The following is a 19,025-nucleotide window of genomic DNA, read 5'->3' as shown; positions in this document are numbered from 1 at the left end:
CCTACGACCCAAAACGGCTATTAAGCACAGAGACTGGAAACACCGGATCAACCGATAAGATTGAGGAGGTTGCTTATAGGCATGATTGGAGTCAAACCCTTTAAAGAACAATAACAAACCTTACGAGAGGAAGTATTGGTGACGGTGAAATTCGACAAAATATCTAATTTGATAATTGTCCTTGTGACTCTTATAGTTACGACCTATTTAATAGAAGTATGTAGCCAGCTCATTATAAAAAAACTGCCGGTATATGAGTCCCGGTGGGTTTTCCGGGCAAAAAAACCACCGGCATATTCTGATTCGCCTTACTTTAGCGCGGAATTCATTCATGAATCCTCTAACGGAGAAAAAGCAAAATTTGATGATAAAGTCCGTAGATTAGTAAATTTTGAAGGTAAGTATATCAATGTGATTGACGGGCACCGCCGGACTGCGTTTGTCCCGGAAGACGCGACAAATACTGTGTATATCTATGGCGCGTCCACAATATATTCGCAGGAAGTACCGGACGAATACACTATCCCAAGCATAGTGCAGCGCAAGATTAACGAAATTACGACTAAATATAAGGTCGTCAATTACGGTGCCTCATCAATGAACACCAAGCAGCAACTTCTTTTCTTACACGAAACAACGCTAAAAGAAGGTGATATCGTAATATTTTTCGATGGTGGCTGCGATATTATATATAACGTATACAACGATTATGAATATGGTCTCAACACAAACACTCTACGGAATTCAGAAAAACCGGGTGTCCTTGAATCACAAATATTGCCGGTTTTAGAGAAAGTAAAATTAATACACTTTGCCGAACTGCTCAAATATATCAAACAGAAGTCGCCCCCTCTAAATACGCGTAATGCCGAAGAGGTAAACGCAAGGGGGATTAAGGCAAGCGAGAATTTTGCCAATAATATTCGGTTAGCGCATCAATACAGCAAAACGTCGGGAGCTGATTTTTATCATTTTCTTCAACCGTCCATCTTTTCTCTTAAATCTCGCACTAAGCACGAGCAATTTCTTATTGATAACTTCTTGTTGACCCCACCAGGAATGGAGTTTGTATATACGCACAGCATCGACAAGTTTGCTAACCAGAGTGACGCATTGAATGCCAATGGAATTATATCGGTAGATTTGAGAAGTATTCTTGATAATAGACAAAGTGAGGTGTTTCTGGATTTCGCCCATACGACTGAACGCGCAAATGAAATTATTGCGGCTGCTATTTTTTCTACGGTCAGGTGGAAGCGGTAGTAATTCGTGACTGAAAGCACTCCTAAAAATCTTATAGGCAACTACCTGCCTTTTGACCTAGTCATCATTCTGAGTCTGCATGCCTGCCTATTTTGGGCTCTTGCAGCAGCCAATCTGCCATTGGCTCATGACACGATGATTAACTTCCAGATGTTTGGTACGGTCTATCGTGAATTTTTACTCTCTGATGAGTTTCCACTTTGGTTACCATTTACCAATCAGGGCGTCACGGCGGATTTTGCCTATGCTTTCACGTTCACGCCGGCCTTTTATGCGGCAGTTTTTTTGGGAAAACTCTTTTCCGTCACTGACACTCTATTACTGTTTCGGTTCGGACTTTATCTCGAAGAAGCTCTGCTGCTCTATGGTCTGTACCAACTGTCCTCGCTTTTCCATAGGCACCGCATCAGCCCTATCATCATTGGCATCACTGGCGTGCTTTCGGTTTCTTGGGGGACGCAGATTCATTGGAACTTCCACCTGATTTATCTGTATCCATTGATGTTGTATCACACCGCCCGGTATCTACGTGGTGAAGGCTTGGAACACTTAGCATTCGCGCTGATTGTGATGACGCTGGGCGGACTTTTTTATACGCAGATATTCATTGCGGCCACGCTGTGCGCATTCGTCTGTATCTGGCTGCTTCTACTACGGCCTCAAATATCGTCACTTCTAAGCTTCGCGGTTCCTAATCCAGGAGGGCTGCTAATCGTCTGCTTAGCGCTGGCCATTGCTTTTATGAACGTTCAATTTGCCCGGCATGTAATCGACGGCATGCAAAGCTTCACTTCCCTGCGGCAGTCCAACGGGTCCGTCGGGCTGGATATCTTCTTAACTTATGGGGGGTATGTATCACCCGTGAAATTTATGGAGTTCATCTATGCAGCGCCGGTTCGCTTTGCTTTTACTGCCTACTGCGGTCTGTTCACCATACTGTTCTTGATATTTGCACTGGTACACGCAAGGACAAAGGTCTTTGGGGTGTTCATGCTTTTAGCCGGGTTGGTGTTGCTGTTTTCTCTAGGCACCTCGGGGGGGGTGGCGGAAATTGCCTATAGGTTTTTTCCGGCGATGGATAAATTCCGCCACATCGGATTTGTCACGCCGGTCGCGAAGATTCTGCTTATCGTTGCTTCGGGATTTGGTGTTGATCATTATCTGGAAAGCATATCCATACGCAAGCGCAACACATTAATCCTTACAGCGCTCACTATTGTAATGGGTGCAGCTTTTGTGATGGTCGATGCCGCGCACGGATGGCGGTATGCTTATGTGACTGATTCCAGCCTGGATATACCTTTCACCTTTCACTACTTGCAGTGGGTTATCGTCCTTCTGTTTGTCCTGGTGGCATTTGGGCTAAGGACTGAGCGCATTGCACACGACATACTGGGTCCCAGTCTTGTGGTTTGCGTTTTGCTGGAAATGATGACTTACAAGTTCATGCTGGAGTGGTACGCTCCGGCCATGACGCCAAATTGGTTCAGGCACTGGCAGTCTCTCCGTCACGCCTACGATGTGCGTCCGTTGCTTTATAGCCCGAAGCGTCGAAGAGAAATCGAGCAAGACATCATTCACCGGTTATCCCTGATGGACGTATGGGGGGCGCGCAACAGCTTGGGATATGGAAGCTTGTCGCTCGACCTGTGTTTTCCTGTTCACCGCGTGGATATGACAAGTACGTCGTTTGATTCCCTTATCCAGACACGTCTTGCCGTAACGGATGGGCAGTCTCCGCAGGAATATTTCACGCTCGCAAGCGTAGTAAAAGATGCTGCACTAATGGCAGCAATTGGCTGCGAAACGCCAAAACTCTATTTAGCCCGTACACCCGTTGTCGCAGATAACGATGCCCAGGCGAGACATATCGTGAATACTGCGGCGACTCTTTACGAAACGCCAGTCGTCCAGACTAGTCATCCAAGGCGGTACGACGCGATGCCAACTTCACCATCAGTCGTTTCTTCGGACGTAATCACAATTCGCCGTTTCAGTGCCAACCAACTGATAGCCAATATTGATATGCCGTCCGGTTCAAACAGTTTCCTCATTTATTTGGACAGCCTGCATCCTGGCTGGCAAGCGCAGATCGATGGTCATGCCGCGCCAATTCTTCCAGCCAATATTGCCTTTAAGGCCTTAGAATTGACTCCCGGGCACCATGAGGTGACATTCCGCTTTACAGGAGGCTCCCGATGGACCGCCGCGACGATTTGGATCAATTACATTTTGACGATTGCCCTACTCTTGACGACTGTAGGCGTCTACGTGAGGTATATGTTGTCAAGGATGTCCTCACTTTTCTTGCTGCCTAATTCAGGGAGTAGCCAATATCCCGAGGGCGCCTCGAAAAAGCCTTCGCAATAAGAGTATTGAAACTGTCGAAACAGATTGCAATCCAACGACTTGCGTTCCAACAACGGCTTTGCAAAGGCAGGTAGAGTTTTTTTACAATCTCTCGCTTTTTGATGTTGGGGGATCGATCTGGTTGCTTTTATTGGGGATTGGCTATAGAAGGTGCGATTTGTCTTCAAGTCTGGCCGTATAAAGGATTCAGTTACAATTCCAACTCGTGTTGTCAAACTAAGGCTGTTATGATTCAGTTTATGTTGCCGAAAGGCAACGTCTGTTGGTGCCAATATTGTTGCGCGCTAAAACTACCTTAGTTTATGGAAAAACGGAATATCAAATCTCTAAATTGGAGAGCGAGGAATATTTGATCATCAACTTTAAATTTTGTTTAATGATTTATTCAAGCTCGGCTGGATTTTTTGAAAAATTAGATGGTATCGGGGCATTATGAAAAATACGCTGATTTCCCTTCTATTACCTAGCCGCGGCCGCTTGCAACGCGCCAACGAATTTTTACAAAGTGTTCTTGAGAATAGCGAGTATCCGGAATATGTGGAAGTTATTGTTTACCTGGATGAGGATGATTTTACTAGCCACTCGATGGAATGTCCCGGGCTAACGATTAAACGTATTATAGGACCTAGGGCAACCATGGGCGCATACAACACCGCGTGTTATGAAATGGCTGGTGGGGATATTATCGTTCTTGCCAACGACGACATGATTATTCGCACTCGTGGTTGGGATAGCATAATACGCCAATTACATGACAGTATTCCGGATCGTATCTATCTGGCCTATGGAAACGATTTATTTAAGAAAGGAAATCTTTGCACATTCCCCATCCTTTCTCGAAAAACGTGTGAGATTTTACGAGAGCCTTTTCCAATGGTATATAAAGGGGCCTTCATCGATTATCACCTTATGGATATTTTTAAGCGCTTGGAGAAGTTGGGCCTTAAACGTATTCGCTATTTACCTGAGCTGATATTCGAGCATATGCATTATCGGGCAGGAAAGGCGCCCATGGACGATACCTACCGGCAGCGAGGAAGGTTTGCAGATGATGGAGATTTCTTGTCGTTAATAACCATGCGGGCAAATGGCGCTCGGGCATTATCTCAAGTGAATCAGAAGGAAAAAGTGCAGGCCGCTTTGGATGATGGTGTTCCGAGCTCAGTGCCTCATGGAATGGTCGGTGTCGCTAGCTATATCACACGTTTTATTTTTTTAGATAAAGGTTTGCCGTTGCGCTGGCGCTTATCGTTATGGGTATGGTTTTTGGGTCGGCAGCTGGCGGCTCACGGTTTGCTGAAACCGTTTGTTTGATGGGTCAGCCATTCTATGACGAAAACTTACGCTAAGCCCGCATTGTTCTTGGATCGCGACGGCGTCATCAACGTCGAAAAAAATTACGTCTACCGTATCGAAGATTTCGACTTCGTTGATGGTATTTTCGACCTATGCCGACTGGCAACCCGGTTGGGCTTGGTGCTGGTGGTGGTGACCAATCAGGCCGGGATCGGACGGGGTTTTTATACGGAAGCACAATTTCATGTGCTGACGGCTTGGATGAGCGAGCGTTTCGCGACAGAAGGCGCACCGTTGACTGCTGTGTATTTTTGTCCGTTTCATCCCGAGCACGGTGTTGGCGACTACAAACGTGAGTCTTTCGAACGCAAGCCCAATCCGGGGATGATGTTGCGGGCCCGCGATGAACTTGGTTTGGACCTGTCCCGTTCCCTGCTTTTAGGCGACAAACATTCCGATATCGTTGCCGCAAAAGCGGCGGGGGTAGGCGTGACGCTGTTGCTAGGCGAGGATGCCGACAACGTCCGGCCGACTGTGGCGATATGTTCGCTTGCCGAGGCTTGCGCTGTTCTCGAGCGGTATTATTTGAAGGGGCAACATGACGACGTTTTCTGATTTTTGTATTATCGGCGGGGGTATCGTCGGTTTCGCAACTGCACTGACGCTGCAGGAACGCCATCCCGACGCTCGCATTCTGTTGTTGGAAAAAGAGGAGATGCCCGGCCGACATCAGACCGGTCACAACAGTGGCGTCATACACGCAGGTATTTACTACGAGCCGGGGAGCCTGAAGGCGCGTCTGTGTAGGGAGGGTTTGGTAGCGACCAAGGATTTTTGTCGCGCGCACGGGATTCCCTACGACGAGTGCGGCAAGCTGATCGTAGCGACTGATGGCGTGGAACACGAACGGATCAATACGCTATACGACCGCGCGTTTGCTAACGGTTTGCAATTGGAACGCCTTGACGGAGCTGAGCTTGCCCGCAGTGAGCCAAATATTCGTGGGGTTGCTGCCTTGTATAGCCGGGAAACGGCGATTGTAGATTACGGCTTGGTATGCCGTAAAATGGCGGAACAAGTGGTGCAAGGCGGTGCAGTGGTACGTTTCGGTTTGCAGGTGGATCGCATTGAGGAGAGTGCTCATTACGTTGAAGTCGGGGGCGGCGGTGAGCTCTTTCGCGCAGGCCAATTGATCGTCTGTGGCGGTTTGCAAGCCGACCGGTTGGCCCGCTTGGCAGGTCTGGATGTTGATTTTCGTATCGTGCCCTTCCGCGGCGAATATTTTCAATTGCCGCAATCCAAAAACGCGGTCGTTAACCACCTCATTTATCCTGCGCCCGACCCGGCGCTGCCGTTCCTGGGCATCCACTTGACCCGTATGATAGACGGGAGCGTGACTGTGGGGCCGAACGCGGTGATTGGTTTCGCCCGCGAAGGCTATCCCAAGTTATCGTTTTCCCGGCGAGATTGCGCAGATTTTTTAGGATTTTCCGGGTTCTGGAAATTGATTTATCGCTACCGCCACCACGCGCTGCAAGAGTTGGTGACGTCGTTGAGCAAACGGGTTTACCTTCGGAAATGCCGCAAATATTGCCCGTCGTTAAGCGTCGAAGATTTATTGCCGTTCCGGGCGGGTATCCGTGCTCAGGTTGTTACCGATGAGGGCCTGGCCGTCCACGATTTTCTGTTTAAGCAGACCGAGCGGATGCTGCACGTTTGCAATGCGCCTTCGCCGGCCGCAACCTCCGCACTTCCTATCGGCAGAATTATTGCGGAACGTTGCCAAGCCATTTAGTGGGCCTTGAATCAATGGGTTTTCATCGGCGCGGGCCGCCGATTTTCGGATTATAGTTCTACCATCTGCTTTCGATTTACAGCAACTCCCTGTGTAATAACGCTGCTTTGCGTTCCAAGCCCCAGCGATAGCCCGATAATTTTCCGTCAATGCTTAATACCCGGTGGCATGGTATTGCTATGGCCAAAGGATTGGCAGCGCAAGCGCTCGCCACCGCACGCGCCGAATTCGGCGAACCTATGCGCCGGGCAATTTCGCTGTAACTAGCGGTGGCGCCGACAGGGATTTCCCGTAATGCCTGCCAAACGCGCTGTTGGAACGGTGTTCCTCCAGTATCTAAAATTAACTCCAGTCCCAGCTCTGGTATGTCGATAAATTTTCGTAATTTGGCGAAAATGCGTTCTAATTCGGGGGAGACGTCTATATATTCCGCTTCGGGATATTTGTCCTGGAAGGCTGTCGTCAGTTTATCCGGAGCATCGCCCAAGGCAATTGCGCAAACGCCGCTTGGTTTTACAGCCACAAGCAGCCAGCCCAACGGACATATCCCGGTTGCAAATCGAATTTGGCTACCGGGTTCACCGTGATGATTCGGAGAAATAGTCATGTTCATATCTAGTCCCAATTTATGCTGGCCTACGGCAACAGTGTTTGGCAAAATTTGCTGTTCGCATGTTACTTAACAAAAGAATGAAAAAATTACTAAACCAAAGCTTTTTAACCAATTTTATCTCCCTGTTGATTATCGCTGCCGGCTATGTCAGCCCGTTTTATCCGGAAACTTTGAAAGCGATCGGTTTTTTTGCGTTTTCCGGGGCAATTACCAACTGGTTGGCCATTCATATGCTGTTCGAAAAAGTGCCGTTCTTATATGGATCGGGGATTATCCCGGCGCGCTTCGAAGAGTTTAAAGCATCGATCAAGGCCTTGATGATGCAGCAGTTTTTTACCGTCGAAAACATCGAACAGTTCATCGAAAGAGAAGAGCAACAAGGAGGGCGGATTCTGAATCTGCAACCTTTGTTAAACGCGGTCGATTATGACAAAGTCTATGAAGGCTTGGTGTCGTCGATCATGGCTTCGTCGTTTGGCGGCATGTTGTTGATGATGGGCGGCGAAGAGGCGTTATTGCCGCTAAAACAACCCTTTACCGAAAAAATGCAGCACACCCTATCGGAAATGGTGGAGTCCGAACGGTTTAAACACGCTTTGCAGCACGGGTTGAATGCGCACAAGATTGGCGAGGATTTGACCGGCAAAATCGAAATGGTGATCGATAGGCGTTTGAGCGAACTAACGCCGCAATTGGTCAAAGAAATGGTGCAGTCCATCATCAAGCAGCATTTGGGGTGGTTGGTCGTGTGGGGAGGCGTGTTCGGCGGGGTGTTGGGCGCAATTTTCGGCTTTGCTTGAGCGGAGTGACGATGACCACCATCGAACTGGCTTACGATAGTTTCGGGGAGCCCGGCGGCACACCATTACTCATTGTGCATGGTTTTCTGGCCGCCTCGCGTAACTGGCGCTCCGTGGCCAAACGCCTGGCCGAGCAGCAACATGTTTATGTGTTGGATATGCGCAATCATGGCAGTTCGCCGCATGCCGAGGTGCTGGATTATCCCAGCATGGCCGCCGATCTGTTGGCTTTCATGGATGATCATGGTATAGCAAGCGCGCACCTGCTCGGTCATAGCATGGGCGGTAAGGCGGTGATGTGGTTTGCGCTGCATTATCCGGAGCGGGTTGCCGGTTTGATCGTTGCCGACATCGCCCCGGTCAGTTATCAGCATAGCTTCGACGATCTGGTCGATGCCCTTAGTCGTTTACCGGTCGATAGCATTGGTAATCGTAAGCAAGCGGAAGAGGCGCTAGCGGAAGCGGTTCCCGATCTTGCTTACCGGCAGTTTTTATTGCAAAACTTGCTGTTGAAAGACGGCAATTACTACTGGCGGATCAATCTGGATATTATTCAAAGAAATGCCCATCACATCGTCGGTTTTCCGGATGTAGGTAACAGCCGATTTTTCCGGCCGGTTTTATTTATTGGTGGTGGAAACTCAAAATATCTGGATGAAGAGGCGATTTATGCGGTGTTTCCGCAAGCCAAAATCGCGAAAATTCCAGATACCGGCCATTGGCTTTACGTTGAAGAGCCGGACGCGTTTTGTCGCTTGGTTGAGGATTGGTTGCTTGCCGCGTAGCGCTTAAGTCCTTGATCTAGGTTGATTTAGAACCTTGGTACACTGGTCAGAAATCGGAATGACGATAAGCTTACCACCGCTATTTAGCTAGTTCAGTGCGGAGTAGGTACATCATGACAGTCAATTCATCTCAACAAACTCAAGGTGTCAGACGCGGCAAGCTTGCGGTGCCACTTGAGGATTTGTTACTCACTCAGTCCGAGCACGGGCTCAGCGATTATTTGTCGCTATCAGTCAGCGATTGCGGCGAACACACCAAAGTTAGTATCACTACGACCGATGTCGAGCCGTTAACCTATTCGGCGTTTATTCATGTTTCCGCGCCGCTGGATTTTGCTTCGGTAGTGTTTGTGGCGCAGCCAGTTAAGCTGGGTGAGTTGAGCGATCATCGAACATTGCCTGATAAAAGAAAAGCTTGTGTTAGAATCGCGCGGCTTGCACCGTTTTGGCGAGTGTTGCGGCAAAAGGGATCGCAACGCCGGCGCTAAGACGCGGCGATAGCTGATGGTTGGTACGCCGAGCCATCACTTTTTTCTTAACTTTTTATTCGAAACGCTCATGAACAAACCCAAAAAAGTTGCAATCCTCACGGCCGGCGGTTTGGCGCCTTGCCTGAACTCCGCTATCGGCAGCCTGATTGAACGCTACACAGAAATTGATCCCAGTATCGAAATTATTTGCTATCGCGGCGGCTACAAAGGTCTGCTGCTCGGCGACTCCTACCCAGTAACCGCTGAGGTACGCGCCAAAGCCGGCTTGCTGCAACGTTTCGGCGGTTCAGTGATCGGTAACAGCCGCGTCAAACTGACCAATATCAAAGACTGCGTGAAACGCGGCTTGGTGAAAGAAGGCGAAGATCCACAAAAAGTCGCGGCGGACCAATTAATCAAAGACGGCGTTGATATTCTGCACACTATCGGCGGCGATGACACCAATACTGCCGCTGCTGATTTGGCGGCGTTTCTAGCCAAAAACAACTACGGCTTGACCGTGATCGGTTTGCCGAAAACCGTCGATAACGACGTATTCCCGATCAAGCAATCCCTGGGTGCCTGGACCGCCGCCGAACAGGGCGCACGTTACTTCATGAACGTGGTGGCTGAAAACAATTCCAACCCACGCATGTTGATCGTTCACGAAGTGATGGGCCGTAACTGCGGCTGGTTGACCGCCGCGACTGCGCAGGAATATCGCAAATTACTGGATCGCGCCGAGTGGTTGCCTGAGTTAGGTTTGAGCCGCGAATCGTATGAAGTCCACGCGGTGTTTGTGCCGGAAATGGCTATCGATTTAGAAGCCGAAGCGGCGCGTTTACGCGCGGTGATGGATAAAGTCGATTGCGTCAATATCTTCGTTTCTGAAGGCGCCGGCGTTGAGGCCATCGTCGCCGAATTGCAAGCTAAAGGCCAAGAAGTGCCGCGTGATGCATTCGGCCACATTAAATTGGATGCGGTTAATCCGGGCAAATGGTTCGGCGAGCAATTTGCGCAAATGATCGGTGCGGAAAAAACCCTGGTACAAAAATCAGGTTACTTTGCCCGCGCTGCCGCAGCCAACGTTGATGACATGCGTCTGATCAAATCATGCGCCGACTTGGCAGTGGAATGTGCCTTCCGCCGTGAATCCGGCGTCATGGGTCATGACGAAGATAACGGCAACGTATTGCGCGCTATCGAGTTTCCACGTATCAAAGGCGGCAAGCCGTTCAATATCGATACCGACTGGTTCACCGAAACGCTGGCGGCCATCGGCCAGAAAAAAGGCGGCAAAGTCGAAGTTAGTCATTAATACGTTTTTGGCTTGATCACAGGGGCGGATTTATCCGCCCTTTTTTGTTTATAGAGGGCGAATAAATTCGCCCCTACCGGCAAATTTCACAAGCCCAATTCTGTTAAACTGGCATGATCGTCCGGTCGCCGGCCCAACGGCCAATGGAATAAGCGGTCATCGGTCTTAATCGGTAAATCGTTGATGCTGGCAAAGCGGCGCTGCATCAATCCGTATTCGTTAAACTCCCAATTCTCGTTGCCGTAGCTGCGAAACCAGTTGCCGGCGTCGTCATGCCACTCGTAAGCAAAACGCACCGCGATCCGGTTGTCGGTATAAGCCCACAACTCTTTGATCAGCCGGTAATCCAATTCCTTGGCCCACTTGCGTTGTAAAAATTCGCGGATTTGTGCGTGACCCACCGGAAACTCGGCGCGATTGCGCCAACGACTATCTTCGGTATAGACCTGGACGACGCGATCTGGATCGCGGCTATTCCAGGCATCTTCGGCCATGCGGACTTTTTGCGCGGCGGTTTCGGCGGTAAATGGCGGTAAAGGCGGTTTGCTGTCCATTGTTGAGCTCCTGAACGGGTTGATAAAACATGTAGACAGGTTCGTCTACATTTTGCGATGGTAGCAATTGTAGACAGACTTGTCTAGAATCGAAAAATGAGCTCTGATTCCCCAACTAATCTTTCGGACCGACCGCCACGCGAGCGTATCCTCCTGACGGCGCATGATCTGTTTTATCGCGACGGTATTCGCGCCACCGGTATCGACAAAGTGATCGCCGAGTCTGGCGTGACGAAAGTGACGTTCTATCGGTATTTCCCCAGCAAAAACGATTTGATCCGGGCGTTTTTGGATTACCGGCACGACCTGTGGATGGCCTGGTTTAACGACGCCTTACAGCGTCACGGCGGGCGAGCGGGTGCGGGATTGATGCCGCTGGTGGCGACTATGGCAGAATGGTTTCGCAAACCGATTTATCGTGGCTGCGCGTTTATCAATACTGTTGCCGAATTAGGTGGTGTATTACCCGATGTGCTGGACATCTGCCAACAGCACAAACAGGATATGGTGCGGGTGATTACCGAGCTATTGCCGGATGCCCCAAACCGGCAGCAGTTGGCAAATGCGGCTGCGGTGGCGATCGACGGCGCCATAGTCAAAGCGCAGTTGGAATCACAAGATGCGCTGGATAAGCAGTCCCTAACAAGCTTGGAGACGCTATTGGCAGCGCTCGACGCGTTTGCCGGATCAATGTCGCCTCAAACGCCGAACGATTAGCTTTTCCAGCCCTATCGCCGCGTAAATGACTACGCTAACCCCCAAAATCAACAGCCACTCGTCACGCCCGATTGCCGCGCTGCCGAACAAGGCCTGCATCGGTGGCCAGTAGGTAAACAGCAGTTGCAGCAGGGTCATGCTGACCACGCCAAAAATCAGCCATAGATTGGAAAATACGCCGACGCGGAACATCGAATAATTTAGCGAGCGGCAGTTGAATAGATAAAACAACGAACCGAACACAAACACGTTGACCGCTACGGTGCGGGCTTTGGCCAGGGTTTCGTTGTGTGATAGTTCCCATTCGAACAGCCCGAACGCGCCTGCAAGCAATAAAAAGCCGACCAGACAAATACGAAACATCAGGTGTTTGGTCAAGATCGGTTGTTTGCGGTTACGCGGCTTACGCAGCATCAAGCCCGGTTCCTTGGGTTCGAAAGCCAGCATCAAGCCCAGTAACACCGCAGTGGTCATATTGATCCACAGAATTTGCAGAGGGGTGATAGGCAGGGCGACATTGGCGAATACGGCGGCAGTAATCACCAGACCCTCGCCGAGATTGGTCGGCAAGGTCCAGGCGATGAATTTCACCAGATTGTCGAACACGCCGCGACCTTCCTCTACCGCCGCTTCGATGGTAGCGAAGTGGTCGTCAGTCAATACCATGGCTGCGGCTTCTTTGGCGACTTCGGTGCCGCCCATGCCCATCGCCACGCCGATGTTGGCTTGCCGCAGTGCCGGGGCATCGTTGACGCCGTCCCCGGTCATGGCTACCACGTGACCGTTGGCTTGCAGCGCTTGCACCAATTGCAATTTTTGCTCCGGCGCGATGCGGGCGAATACATCGCAGTCCTTGACGTGTTTGCGATAGTCGGCCTCGCTGTAGTTTTGCAGTTCGGCGCCGCTGATTACGCGTTCGGTGTGGCGCATACTCAGCTGCTTGGCGATGGCCAGCGCGGTGACTGGATGGTCGCCGGTGATCATTTTCACCGAGATACCGGCCTTATAACAGGCGGCAATGGCTCTGGCAGCCTCGGGGCGGGGGGGGTCGATCATGGCTTGCAAGCCCAGAAAAGTCAGGCCGCCACCCACTTCGCGGTGTTCAACGGCATCGTCATTGTGCTCTGCGCGTGCAAAGGCCAGGACTCTCAAGCCTTGTGCGGCAAATGCTTCGGCTTGTTGGCTCAGACGATTTTTATCCAGCGGCACCAATTGCATGTCGGCGGAGAAGGCGTTGTCGCAGCGCTGCAACAGGCTTTCCAGGGAACCTTTCAAATAAATATGCCGGGCATCCGCGGCTAGATCGTGGTGCAGCGTTGCCATGAATTGGTGTTCCGATTCGAAAGGAATCGCGTCCAGACGCGGATGATCGCCGCTGACGCTGGCTTGATGCAGACCGGCTTTGTGGGCGGCTACCAACAAGGCGGCTTCGGTAGGATCGCCTTCGATACGCCAGCTGTCGGCGTCGGCGATTAATCGGGCGTCGTTGCAAAGCAGTCCGGCTTTTAGACATTCCAATAATGTCGGTTTTTGGGTTGGGTTGACCGCTTGTCTATTACTGCTGAATTCGCCGTCCGGCGTGTAGCCGCTGCCGCTGACCTCGAATACTTCACCGCCGGCCTGCACGAATTGCACGGTCATTTGGTTTTGCGTCAAGGTGCCGGTCTTGTCCGAACAGATCACCGTGGTACTGCCCAGTGTTTCCACCGCCGGCAGTTTGCGAATGATGGCATTGCGCTTGGCCATCCGCGAGACGCCGATAGCCAGGGTAATGGTCAACGCGGCCGGCAGGCCTTCCGGGATGGCGCCAACTGCCAGCGCCACCGAAGCCATGAACATATTCAGCATGGTTTCGCCGCGCCAAACACCCACCGCAAAGGTTACCGCCGCGCAGCCGACGATGACCCAGAGCAACAATTGACTGAATTGGCTCATTTTTACGGTTAGCGGCGTTTCCAGTGGTTCGGCGCTGCCGATCAGCTTGTTGATGCGGCCAATCTCGGTGTTGTCGCCGGTGCTGACGACTACGGCCAGTCCGCTGCCGTAACTGACCAGTGTCGAGGAATACGCCATATTGGCGCGATCAGCCAATAACGTAGCTGAGGGCAGGGTTTGCGCCTGTTTTTCCACGGGTACAGATTCGCCGGTGAGTGCGGACTCGTCGATTTTCAGTTCGCGGCTTTGCAACAGGCGCAAATCCGCCGGTACCTTGTCGCCGGATTGCAGGAACACCAAGTCGCCGGGCACTAATTCCGCGGCGGCGATACTCCGGCGTTTGCCGTCGCGCAGGACATTGCTGCTGATGTTCAAGGTCTGCGCCAGCGCGTTAATCGCTTTCAGCGCGTTGGCTTCCTGGATGAAGCCGATTACAGCATTGATGATGACGACACCGAAGATGACACTGCTGTCTGTCCATTCCTCCAGGAACGCGGTGGTGGCAGCGGAAAACAGCAGGATGTAGATCAAGGGCTGATGAAATTGCGCCAGTAATAAAAGCAAGGGGCCTTTGCCACGGCGAGCAGTCAGACGGTTTGCGCCTTTTGCCGCTAGGCGTTTTTGCGCTTCTCCATCACTCAGGCCTTGCCCCAGTTCTACGCCAAAATGCGTTAATACAGTTTCCGGCGTTTGGCTGTGCCAGTCGGCTTTAGGGTAATTGTCCATATGCTCAGATTGATGGTTGAAAACGGCGTTGGCGTAGTTGGCCCAGGGGCAAATAGGTCAGTGGCTAAACCCATGAATTGACAAACAGTATTTTGTACTTGTTCCCTAAAAGGTATGGGGTTATAGTCCATACCCGAGGTCTATGATCTCATTCTAAATTAAAATAAAAACAAATAGTTAGAGGTATTTATGGGCGGAGTTATCGAATTAATGGTGTTGATGTTGATTATTGCCATCTTCGCTTTCGCACCGTTAGGGTATTTCATTTACATGTATACCATGAAGAATGGCGAGCCGTTTGGCGACATCGAGCCGCACGGCGATAGCGATTCGGCGCTATTGAGAAATGTCAGTAAAGCCATTCTGATGGTTAAAGGCAAGCTGGGTAAAAATTAAATTAGCGCTTTTGTTCGTCAGTCATAGAAAGCCGGGGCCAGCCCGGCTTTTTTGTGCGGATTAGCTTATTTCGAGCCGCAGCTTGGGCAATTTGGGTTTTTCTTCAAGCGCATGCTGTGCCATTCCATACTCAGTCCGTCCAGCAACAGTAAGCGGCCCGTCAATGTGCTGCCGGTGTTGACTATCAGCTTTATCGTTTCCAAGGCCTGTATGCTGCCGACGATGCCGGTGATAGGAGCAATCACGCCATTGCGGGCGCAATTTTGCAATTCCTCGCCATCGCTTTGATAGAGGCAGTTATAGCACGGGCTATCGTTTAAGCCGGGTGTAAATACGCTGACTTGACCCTCGAAGCGGATCGCCGCGCCAGATACCAATGGGGTTTGTTGGTCTACGCAAGCCTTATTGATGGCAAAGCGGGTGGTGAAATTATCGCTACAGTCCAGCACCACGTCGGTGTCCGCCACTTCTGCCAGTAGCTGTTCGCCGGCTAATCGCTGTTTGCGAGCAAATACTTTTACGCCCGGATTAATTTTTTCCAAAGTCTGCTGGGTTGAAATAACTTTATCCAACCCTATATCGGCTGTGTTGTGAGCAATCTGCCGTTGCAAATTGGTCAAATCGACCTGGTCGTCGTCGTAAACGGTGATCTGGCCGACACCGGCCGCGGCCAGATACATAGAGGCAGGCGAGCCCAAACCGCCGGCGCCGACGATTAATACTTTGGCATCGAGCAATTTTTGCTGACCGGCAATATCGATTTGCGGCAGCATGATTTGCCGGCTGTAACGGAGTAATTGTTCGTCGTTCATAGTTTGCATGGCTTGAGTGAGGCGCAGATGATGCCAAAGAGCTTGACAGAGTGCAAAAGCCGGATATTATTAGCACTCGTTGCTAGAGAGTGCTAATAAACTTGAGGCCGCTTAAAAGCTCGCTTCTTCCGTAAGGGGTAGCTGTTTTTTAAATAGCTTTATTAAGTTTTTAACCTTTAACTTTATCTACATTAAGGAGACATTGATGAAAATTCGTCCGTTACATGACCGTATCGTCGTAAAACGCGTTGAGGAAGAAACCAAAACCGCTGGTGGCATCGTGCTGCCCGGTTCAGCTGCAGAAAAACCAAGCGAAGGTGAAGTTTTAGCAGTCGGTTCAGGTAAACCGTTAGATAACGGCCAAGTACGTGCCCTGGAAGTTAAAGTTGGCGACAGAGTGTTGTTCGGCAAATATTCCGGCACCGAAGTTAAAGTCGATGGCGAGCAATACATCGTCATGCGCGAAGAAGACATCATGGGTGTTTTGGGTTAATCCCAATTCGTTCGACACACTCTTTTTCAATTTAACCAATATCTCAGGAATAAGAAATGGCAGCAAAAGACGTAAAATTTGGTGGCGACGCTCGTGCACTGATGGTGCAAGGCGTTAACGTTCTGGCTAACGCAGTAAAAGTTACTTTGGGTCCTAAAGGCCGTAACGCTGTGTTGGATAAAAGCTTTGGCGCGCCAACCATCACCAAAGACGGTGTATCGGTTGCGAAAGAAATCGAATTGAAAGACAAATTCGAAAACATGGGCGCGCAAATGGTTAAAGAAGTTGCTTCTAAAACTTCTGATGTAGCCGGCGACGGTACTACAACTGCGACCGTTTTGGCTCAAGCCATTGTTAACGAAGGTTTGAAATCAGTCGCAGCGGGTATGAACCCAATGGACTTGAAACGCGGTATTGACTTAGCTGTTACTGCAGCGGTGGCAGCGATTCAAAACGCATCAACACCTTGCACAGACAACAAAGCTATCGCCCAAGTAGGTACCATCTCTGCAAACTCTGACGAGTCTGTCGGTAGAATCATTGCCGAAGCGATGGAAAAAGTCGGTAAAGAAGGTGTTATCACCGTTGAAGAAGGCACCGGTCTGGAAAACGATCTGGATGTGGTTGAAGGTATGCAGTTCGACCGTGGCTACCTGTCTCCTTACTTCATCAATAAACAAGAAAGCATGAGCGTAGAACTGGACGACCCGTTTGTCCTGTTGTACGACAAAAAAATCTCCAACATCCGCGAATTGTTACCGATTCTGGAAGGCGTAGCTAAATCAGGCCGTTCCTTGTTGATCATTTCTGAAGATGTCGAAGGCGAAGCCTTGGCAACTCTGGTTGTTAACAACATGCGCGGCATCGTTAAAGTCGCCGCTGTTAAAGCCCCAGGCTTTGGCGATCGTCGTAAAGCCATGCTGGAAGACATCGCGGTTCTGACCGGTGGCGTCGTAATTTCTGAAGAAGTAGGTCTGTCTTTGGAAAAAGCTGACGTTAGTCAATTGGGTACTGCAAAACGTGTCCAAATCAACAAAGAAAACACCACCATCATCGACGGTGCGGGTAACGAAGATCAAATCAAAGGCCGTGTTGCACAAATCCGCGCTCAAGCCGATGAAGCAACCTCCGATTACGATCGTGAAAAACTGCAAGAACGTTTGGCCAAATTGGCTGGCGGCGTAGCGGTTATTAAAGTTGGCGCTGCGACCGAAGTGGAAATGAAAGAGAAGAAAGCGCGTGTTGAAGACGCGCTGCATTCAACTCGCGCTGCGGTTGAAGAAGGTGTGGTGGCCGGTGGCGGTACCGCGCTGATCCGTGCATTATCTGCGCTGGAAGGCTTGAAAGGCATCAACCACGATCAAGATGTGGGTGTCAGCATTCTGCGCCGGGCGATGGAAGAACCTTTGCGCCAAATCGTCAGCAATGCTGGTGACGAAGCCTCTGTGGTCTTAAATGAAGTCAAAAAAGGCACCGGTAACTTCGGTTACAACGCGGCAACCGGCGAATACGGCGACATGATCGCAATGGGTATTTTGGACCCTGCGAAAGTCACCCGTTCTGCCTTGCAAAATGCAGCTTCGGTTGCCGGTTTGATGATCACTACCGAAGTAATGATCGCCGATGCGCCAGCCGACAACAAAGCCCCTGCAATGCCTGATATGGGCGGCATGGGCGGTATGGGCGGCATGATGTAATCGCCGTTCGGCCTCGGCCAGAAAACCCCGGTTGCCGCGAGGTGCCGGGGTTTTTTATTGCCTAGCGCTTTTGGTGTGGAACGTTTTACGATGTATTGCCATGCCATAGATTGATTTTTGCTGCGAAACATTCGATAACGGTATCAGGAAATTATTCTCAGCTCGAAGCTATTAACCATGACCAACGATTTTTCGATTCTGATTGCCGACGACAATGAAATCAATCTATGGCTATTGCGCGAGCAGTTGGAATACTGGACGACGAATATCACGTCGGCAAAAGACGGGCGGGAGGCCTGGCAATTATTGCAAAAACGCCGCTACGACTTCATCTTCCTGGATGTAAATATGCCGTTTTTGAGTGGTTTCGATGTCGCCGTAAATTTGCGCGGCACCGAAAACTACAATCGGCAAACGCCGGCAGTCGCCGTCACGGCTCACGCGCAAAATCAGCAGCAGGAACGGGCGATTGCAGCCGGGTTTAACGAATGTCTGGTCAAACCGGTCCGCCTTTACCAGTTGGAGCAATTGCTGGTGCGTTGGCGGCAACATGAGCCAGTGAATGCCGAGTATTATGCCGGGCAACTTTTGCGTAAAGCCCAGGATAATAAGCAGTTGAGCCAAGTCCTGATGGTCAAATTATTTGAGCAGTTGCCGGGATTAATACTTGAGATCGAGAAGGCCGTGGACAATGGCTTGCTGCAACAGGCTTGGGAGTTGAACCATAAACTGCATGGCACCTTTTGTTTTTACGATTTTGCCGACTGCCTGGCGGTCGTCGAGAACTTGCAAAAAGCATTGGCACAAGCCGACGCAGAGTTGGTGCGCCAGCGCTTTAGTACGATGAAAATTAAGCTGGTTCGGCTTTTGGATAATCAGGATCAAGTTCTGAAATATCTGGGTGACGATGGCTGCATACTATGACCAAGGTGAATCTGGCGTGGTTTTAACTTGGCCACTTTTAGCGACTGCCGCGCTTTCCAGT

Annotated in this window: 18 protein-coding genes; 14 read left to right on the top strand and 4 right to left on the bottom strand. The window is 50.4% G+C overall.

Translation table 11 applies throughout. The annotated features are described in order from the left end of the window. Positions 1-138: 138 nt before the first annotated feature. The 5 genes from ACR64Q_RS17730 (at position 139) to lhgO (ending at position 6,724) form a co-directional block, all read left to right on the top strand. On the top strand, positions 139-1,263 hold the full coding sequence (locus ACR64Q_RS17730; RefSeq protein WP_313732596.1) for a hypothetical protein: 1,125 nt from the start codon (positions 139-141) through the stop codon (positions 1,261-1,263). A gap of 6 nt (positions 1,264-1,269) precedes the next feature. Further along, a complete protein-coding gene (locus tag ACR64Q_RS17725) occupies positions 1,270-3,633 on the top strand; it encodes a hypothetical protein (protein ID WP_313732595.1) in 2,364 nt (787 codons plus the stop codon). Positions 3,634-4,065: 432 nt separating this feature from the next. After that, positions 4,066-4,947 carry a glycosyltransferase family 2 protein gene (locus ACR64Q_RS17720; protein WP_313732594.1) on the top strand — a complete coding sequence of 294 codons (882 nt, stop codon included), beginning with the start codon at positions 4,066-4,068 and terminating at the stop codon, positions 4,945-4,947. 15 nt (positions 4,948-4,962) lie between these two features. Continuing rightward, complete coding sequence (locus tag ACR64Q_RS17715) at positions 4,963-5,544, top strand: D-glycero-alpha-D-manno-heptose-1,7-bisphosphate 7-phosphatase (RefSeq protein ID WP_313732593.1); 582 nt, start codon at positions 4,963-4,965, stop codon at positions 5,542-5,544. Then, positions 5,528-6,724, top strand: a complete 1,197-nt coding sequence (gene lhgO, locus ACR64Q_RS17710; RefSeq protein WP_313732592.1) for an L-2-hydroxyglutarate oxidase — start codon at positions 5,528-5,530, stop codon at positions 6,722-6,724. Before ACR64Q_RS17715 ends, lhgO begins: the two co-directional genes overlap by 17 nt. A gap of 76 nt (positions 6,725-6,800) precedes the next feature. On the opposite strand, the gene ACR64Q_RS17705 is transcribed toward lhgO, so the two are convergent. Then, complete coding sequence (locus ACR64Q_RS17705; RefSeq protein ID WP_231499614.1) at positions 6,801-7,331, bottom strand: methylated-DNA--[protein]-cysteine S-methyltransferase; 531 nt, start codon at positions 7,329-7,331, stop codon at positions 6,801-6,803. Between the two features lie 83 nt (positions 7,332-7,414). Here ACR64Q_RS17705 and ACR64Q_RS17700 point away from each other — a divergent pair, with 83 nt between their 5' ends. The 4 genes from ACR64Q_RS17700 to ACR64Q_RS17685 all read left to right on the top strand — a co-directional run bounded on the left by ACR64Q_RS17700 (position 7,415) and on the right by ACR64Q_RS17685 (position 10,710). Further along, positions 7,415-8,137: a DUF445 domain-containing protein gene (locus tag ACR64Q_RS17700; RefSeq protein WP_026602245.1), complete on the top strand. Its 723-nt coding sequence runs from the start codon at positions 7,415-7,417 to the stop codon at positions 8,135-8,137. An 11-nt stretch (positions 8,138-8,148) separates the two neighbouring features. Further along, the gene (locus tag ACR64Q_RS17695) at positions 8,149-8,922 is read left to right on the top strand and encodes an alpha/beta fold hydrolase (RefSeq protein ID WP_026602244.1); all 774 of its coding nucleotides are present in this window, start codon (positions 8,149-8,151) and stop codon (positions 8,920-8,922) included. 113 nt (positions 8,923-9,035) lie between these two features. After that, positions 9,036-9,410 (top strand): hypothetical protein, encoded by a 375-nt coding sequence (locus ACR64Q_RS17690; protein ID WP_313732590.1) that lies wholly within the window; start codon positions 9,036-9,038, stop codon positions 9,408-9,410. A 70-nt stretch (positions 9,411-9,480) separates the two neighbouring features. Beyond that, positions 9,481-10,710, top strand: a complete 1,230-nt coding sequence (locus ACR64Q_RS17685; protein WP_313732589.1) for a pyrophosphate--fructose-6-phosphate 1-phosphotransferase — start codon at positions 9,481-9,483, stop codon at positions 10,708-10,710. Positions 10,711-10,796: 86 nt separating this feature from the next. Here ACR64Q_RS17685 and ACR64Q_RS17680 read toward each other — a convergent pair whose 3' ends face one another. Beyond that, positions 10,797-11,264 (bottom strand): nuclear transport factor 2 family protein, encoded by a 468-nt coding sequence (locus tag ACR64Q_RS17680; RefSeq protein ID WP_313732588.1) that lies wholly within the window; start codon positions 11,262-11,264, stop codon positions 10,797-10,799. Positions 11,265-11,360: 96 nt separating this feature from the next. On the opposite strand from ACR64Q_RS17680, the gene ACR64Q_RS17675 reads away from it, so the two are divergent. Beyond that, positions 11,361-11,981 (top strand): TetR/AcrR family transcriptional regulator, encoded by a 621-nt coding sequence (locus ACR64Q_RS17675; protein WP_313732587.1) that lies wholly within the window; start codon positions 11,361-11,363, stop codon positions 11,979-11,981. Here the strand turns inward: ACR64Q_RS17675 and ACR64Q_RS17670 are convergent. Further along, on the bottom strand, positions 11,952-14,642 hold the full coding sequence (locus ACR64Q_RS17670) for a cation-transporting P-type ATPase (protein WP_313732586.1): 2,691 nt from the start codon (positions 14,640-14,642) through the stop codon (positions 11,952-11,954). The two genes, ACR64Q_RS17675 and ACR64Q_RS17670, sit on opposite strands and share 30 nt — an antisense overlap. A 189-nt stretch (positions 14,643-14,831) precedes the next feature. Between ACR64Q_RS17670 and ACR64Q_RS17665 the strand changes: the two genes are divergently transcribed. Further along, complete coding sequence (locus ACR64Q_RS17665) at positions 14,832-15,038, top strand: hypothetical protein (protein WP_020484649.1); 207 nt, start codon at positions 14,832-14,834, stop codon at positions 15,036-15,038. 65 nt (positions 15,039-15,103) lie between these two features. Here the strand turns inward: ACR64Q_RS17665 and ACR64Q_RS17660 are convergent, their stop codons facing one another. Next, complete coding sequence (locus ACR64Q_RS17660; RefSeq protein WP_313732585.1) at positions 15,104-15,850, bottom strand: HesA/MoeB/ThiF family protein; 747 nt, start codon at positions 15,848-15,850, stop codon at positions 15,104-15,106. Between the two features lie 205 nt (positions 15,851-16,055). Between ACR64Q_RS17660 and groES the strand changes: the two genes are divergently transcribed. From groES to ACR64Q_RS17645, 3 genes are all read left to right on the top strand, one after another. Next, a complete protein-coding gene (gene groES / locus ACR64Q_RS17655; protein ID WP_020484651.1) occupies positions 16,056-16,343 on the top strand; it encodes a co-chaperone GroES in 288 nt (95 codons plus the stop codon). A gap of 56 nt (positions 16,344-16,399) precedes the next feature. Then, positions 16,400-18,040, top strand: a complete 1,641-nt coding sequence (groL, locus tag ACR64Q_RS17650; protein ID WP_313732584.1) for a chaperonin GroEL — start codon at positions 16,400-16,402, stop codon at positions 18,038-18,040. A 177-nt stretch (positions 18,041-18,217) separates the two neighbouring features. Then, positions 18,218-18,964: a response regulator gene (locus ACR64Q_RS17645; RefSeq protein ID WP_026602238.1), complete on the top strand. Its 747-nt coding sequence runs from the start codon at positions 18,218-18,220 to the stop codon at positions 18,962-18,964. Positions 18,965-19,025 lie beyond the last annotated feature (61 nt).

The organism is Methylomonas sp. 2F7 (genome assembly GCF_057126975.1).
Note: the sequence above shows the minus strand (reverse complement) of the source record. Positions and strands in the feature narration are given on the sequence as shown.

Bases quoted from the DNA above. Each gene is read 5' to 3' on its own strand.
- ACR64Q_RS17705 (WP_231499614.1), bottom strand. From the start codon at position 7,331: ATGACTATTTCTCCGAATCATCACGGTGAACCCGGTAGCCAAATTCGA.
- ACR64Q_RS17665 (WP_020484649.1), top strand. From the start codon at position 14,832: ATGGGCGGAGTTATCGAATTAATGGTGTTGATGTTGATTATTGCCATC.
- ACR64Q_RS17690 (WP_313732590.1), top strand. From the start codon at position 9,036: ATGACAGTCAATTCATCTCAACAAACTCAAGGTGTCAGACGCGGCAAG.
- ACR64Q_RS17680 (WP_313732588.1), bottom strand. From the start codon at position 11,264: ATGGACAGCAAACCGCCTTTACCGCCATTTACCGCCGAAACCGCCGCG.
- ACR64Q_RS17685 (WP_313732589.1), top strand. From the start codon at position 9,481: ATGAACAAACCCAAAAAAGTTGCAATCCTCACGGCCGGCGGTTTGGCG.
- ACR64Q_RS17720 (WP_313732594.1), top strand. From the start codon at position 4,066: ATGAAAAATACGCTGATTTCCCTTCTATTACCTAGCCGCGGCCGCTTG.
- lhgO (WP_313732592.1), top strand. From the start codon at position 5,528: ATGACGACGTTTTCTGATTTTTGTATTATCGGCGGGGGTATCGTCGGT.
- ACR64Q_RS17695 (WP_026602244.1), top strand. From the start codon at position 8,149: ATGACCACCATCGAACTGGCTTACGATAGTTTCGGGGAGCCCGGCGGC.
- groES (WP_020484651.1), top strand. From the start codon at position 16,056: ATGAAAATTCGTCCGTTACATGACCGTATCGTCGTAAAACGCGTTGAG.
- ACR64Q_RS17660 (WP_313732585.1), bottom strand. From the start codon at position 15,850: ATGAACGACGAACAATTACTCCGTTACAGCCGGCAAATCATGCTGCCG.
- groL (WP_313732584.1), top strand. From the start codon at position 16,400: ATGGCAGCAAAAGACGTAAAATTTGGTGGCGACGCTCGTGCACTGATG.
- ACR64Q_RS17670 (WP_313732586.1), bottom strand. From the start codon at position 14,642: ATGGACAATTACCCTAAAGCCGACTGGCACAGCCAAACGCCGGAAACT.
- ACR64Q_RS17700 (WP_026602245.1), top strand. From the start codon at position 7,415: ATGAAAAAATTACTAAACCAAAGCTTTTTAACCAATTTTATCTCCCTG.
- ACR64Q_RS17675 (WP_313732587.1), top strand. From the start codon at position 11,361: ATGAGCTCTGATTCCCCAACTAATCTTTCGGACCGACCGCCACGCGAG.
- ACR64Q_RS17645 (WP_026602238.1), top strand. From the start codon at position 18,218: ATGACCAACGATTTTTCGATTCTGATTGCCGACGACAATGAAATCAAT.
- ACR64Q_RS17715 (WP_313732593.1), top strand. From the start codon at position 4,963: ATGACGAAAACTTACGCTAAGCCCGCATTGTTCTTGGATCGCGACGGC.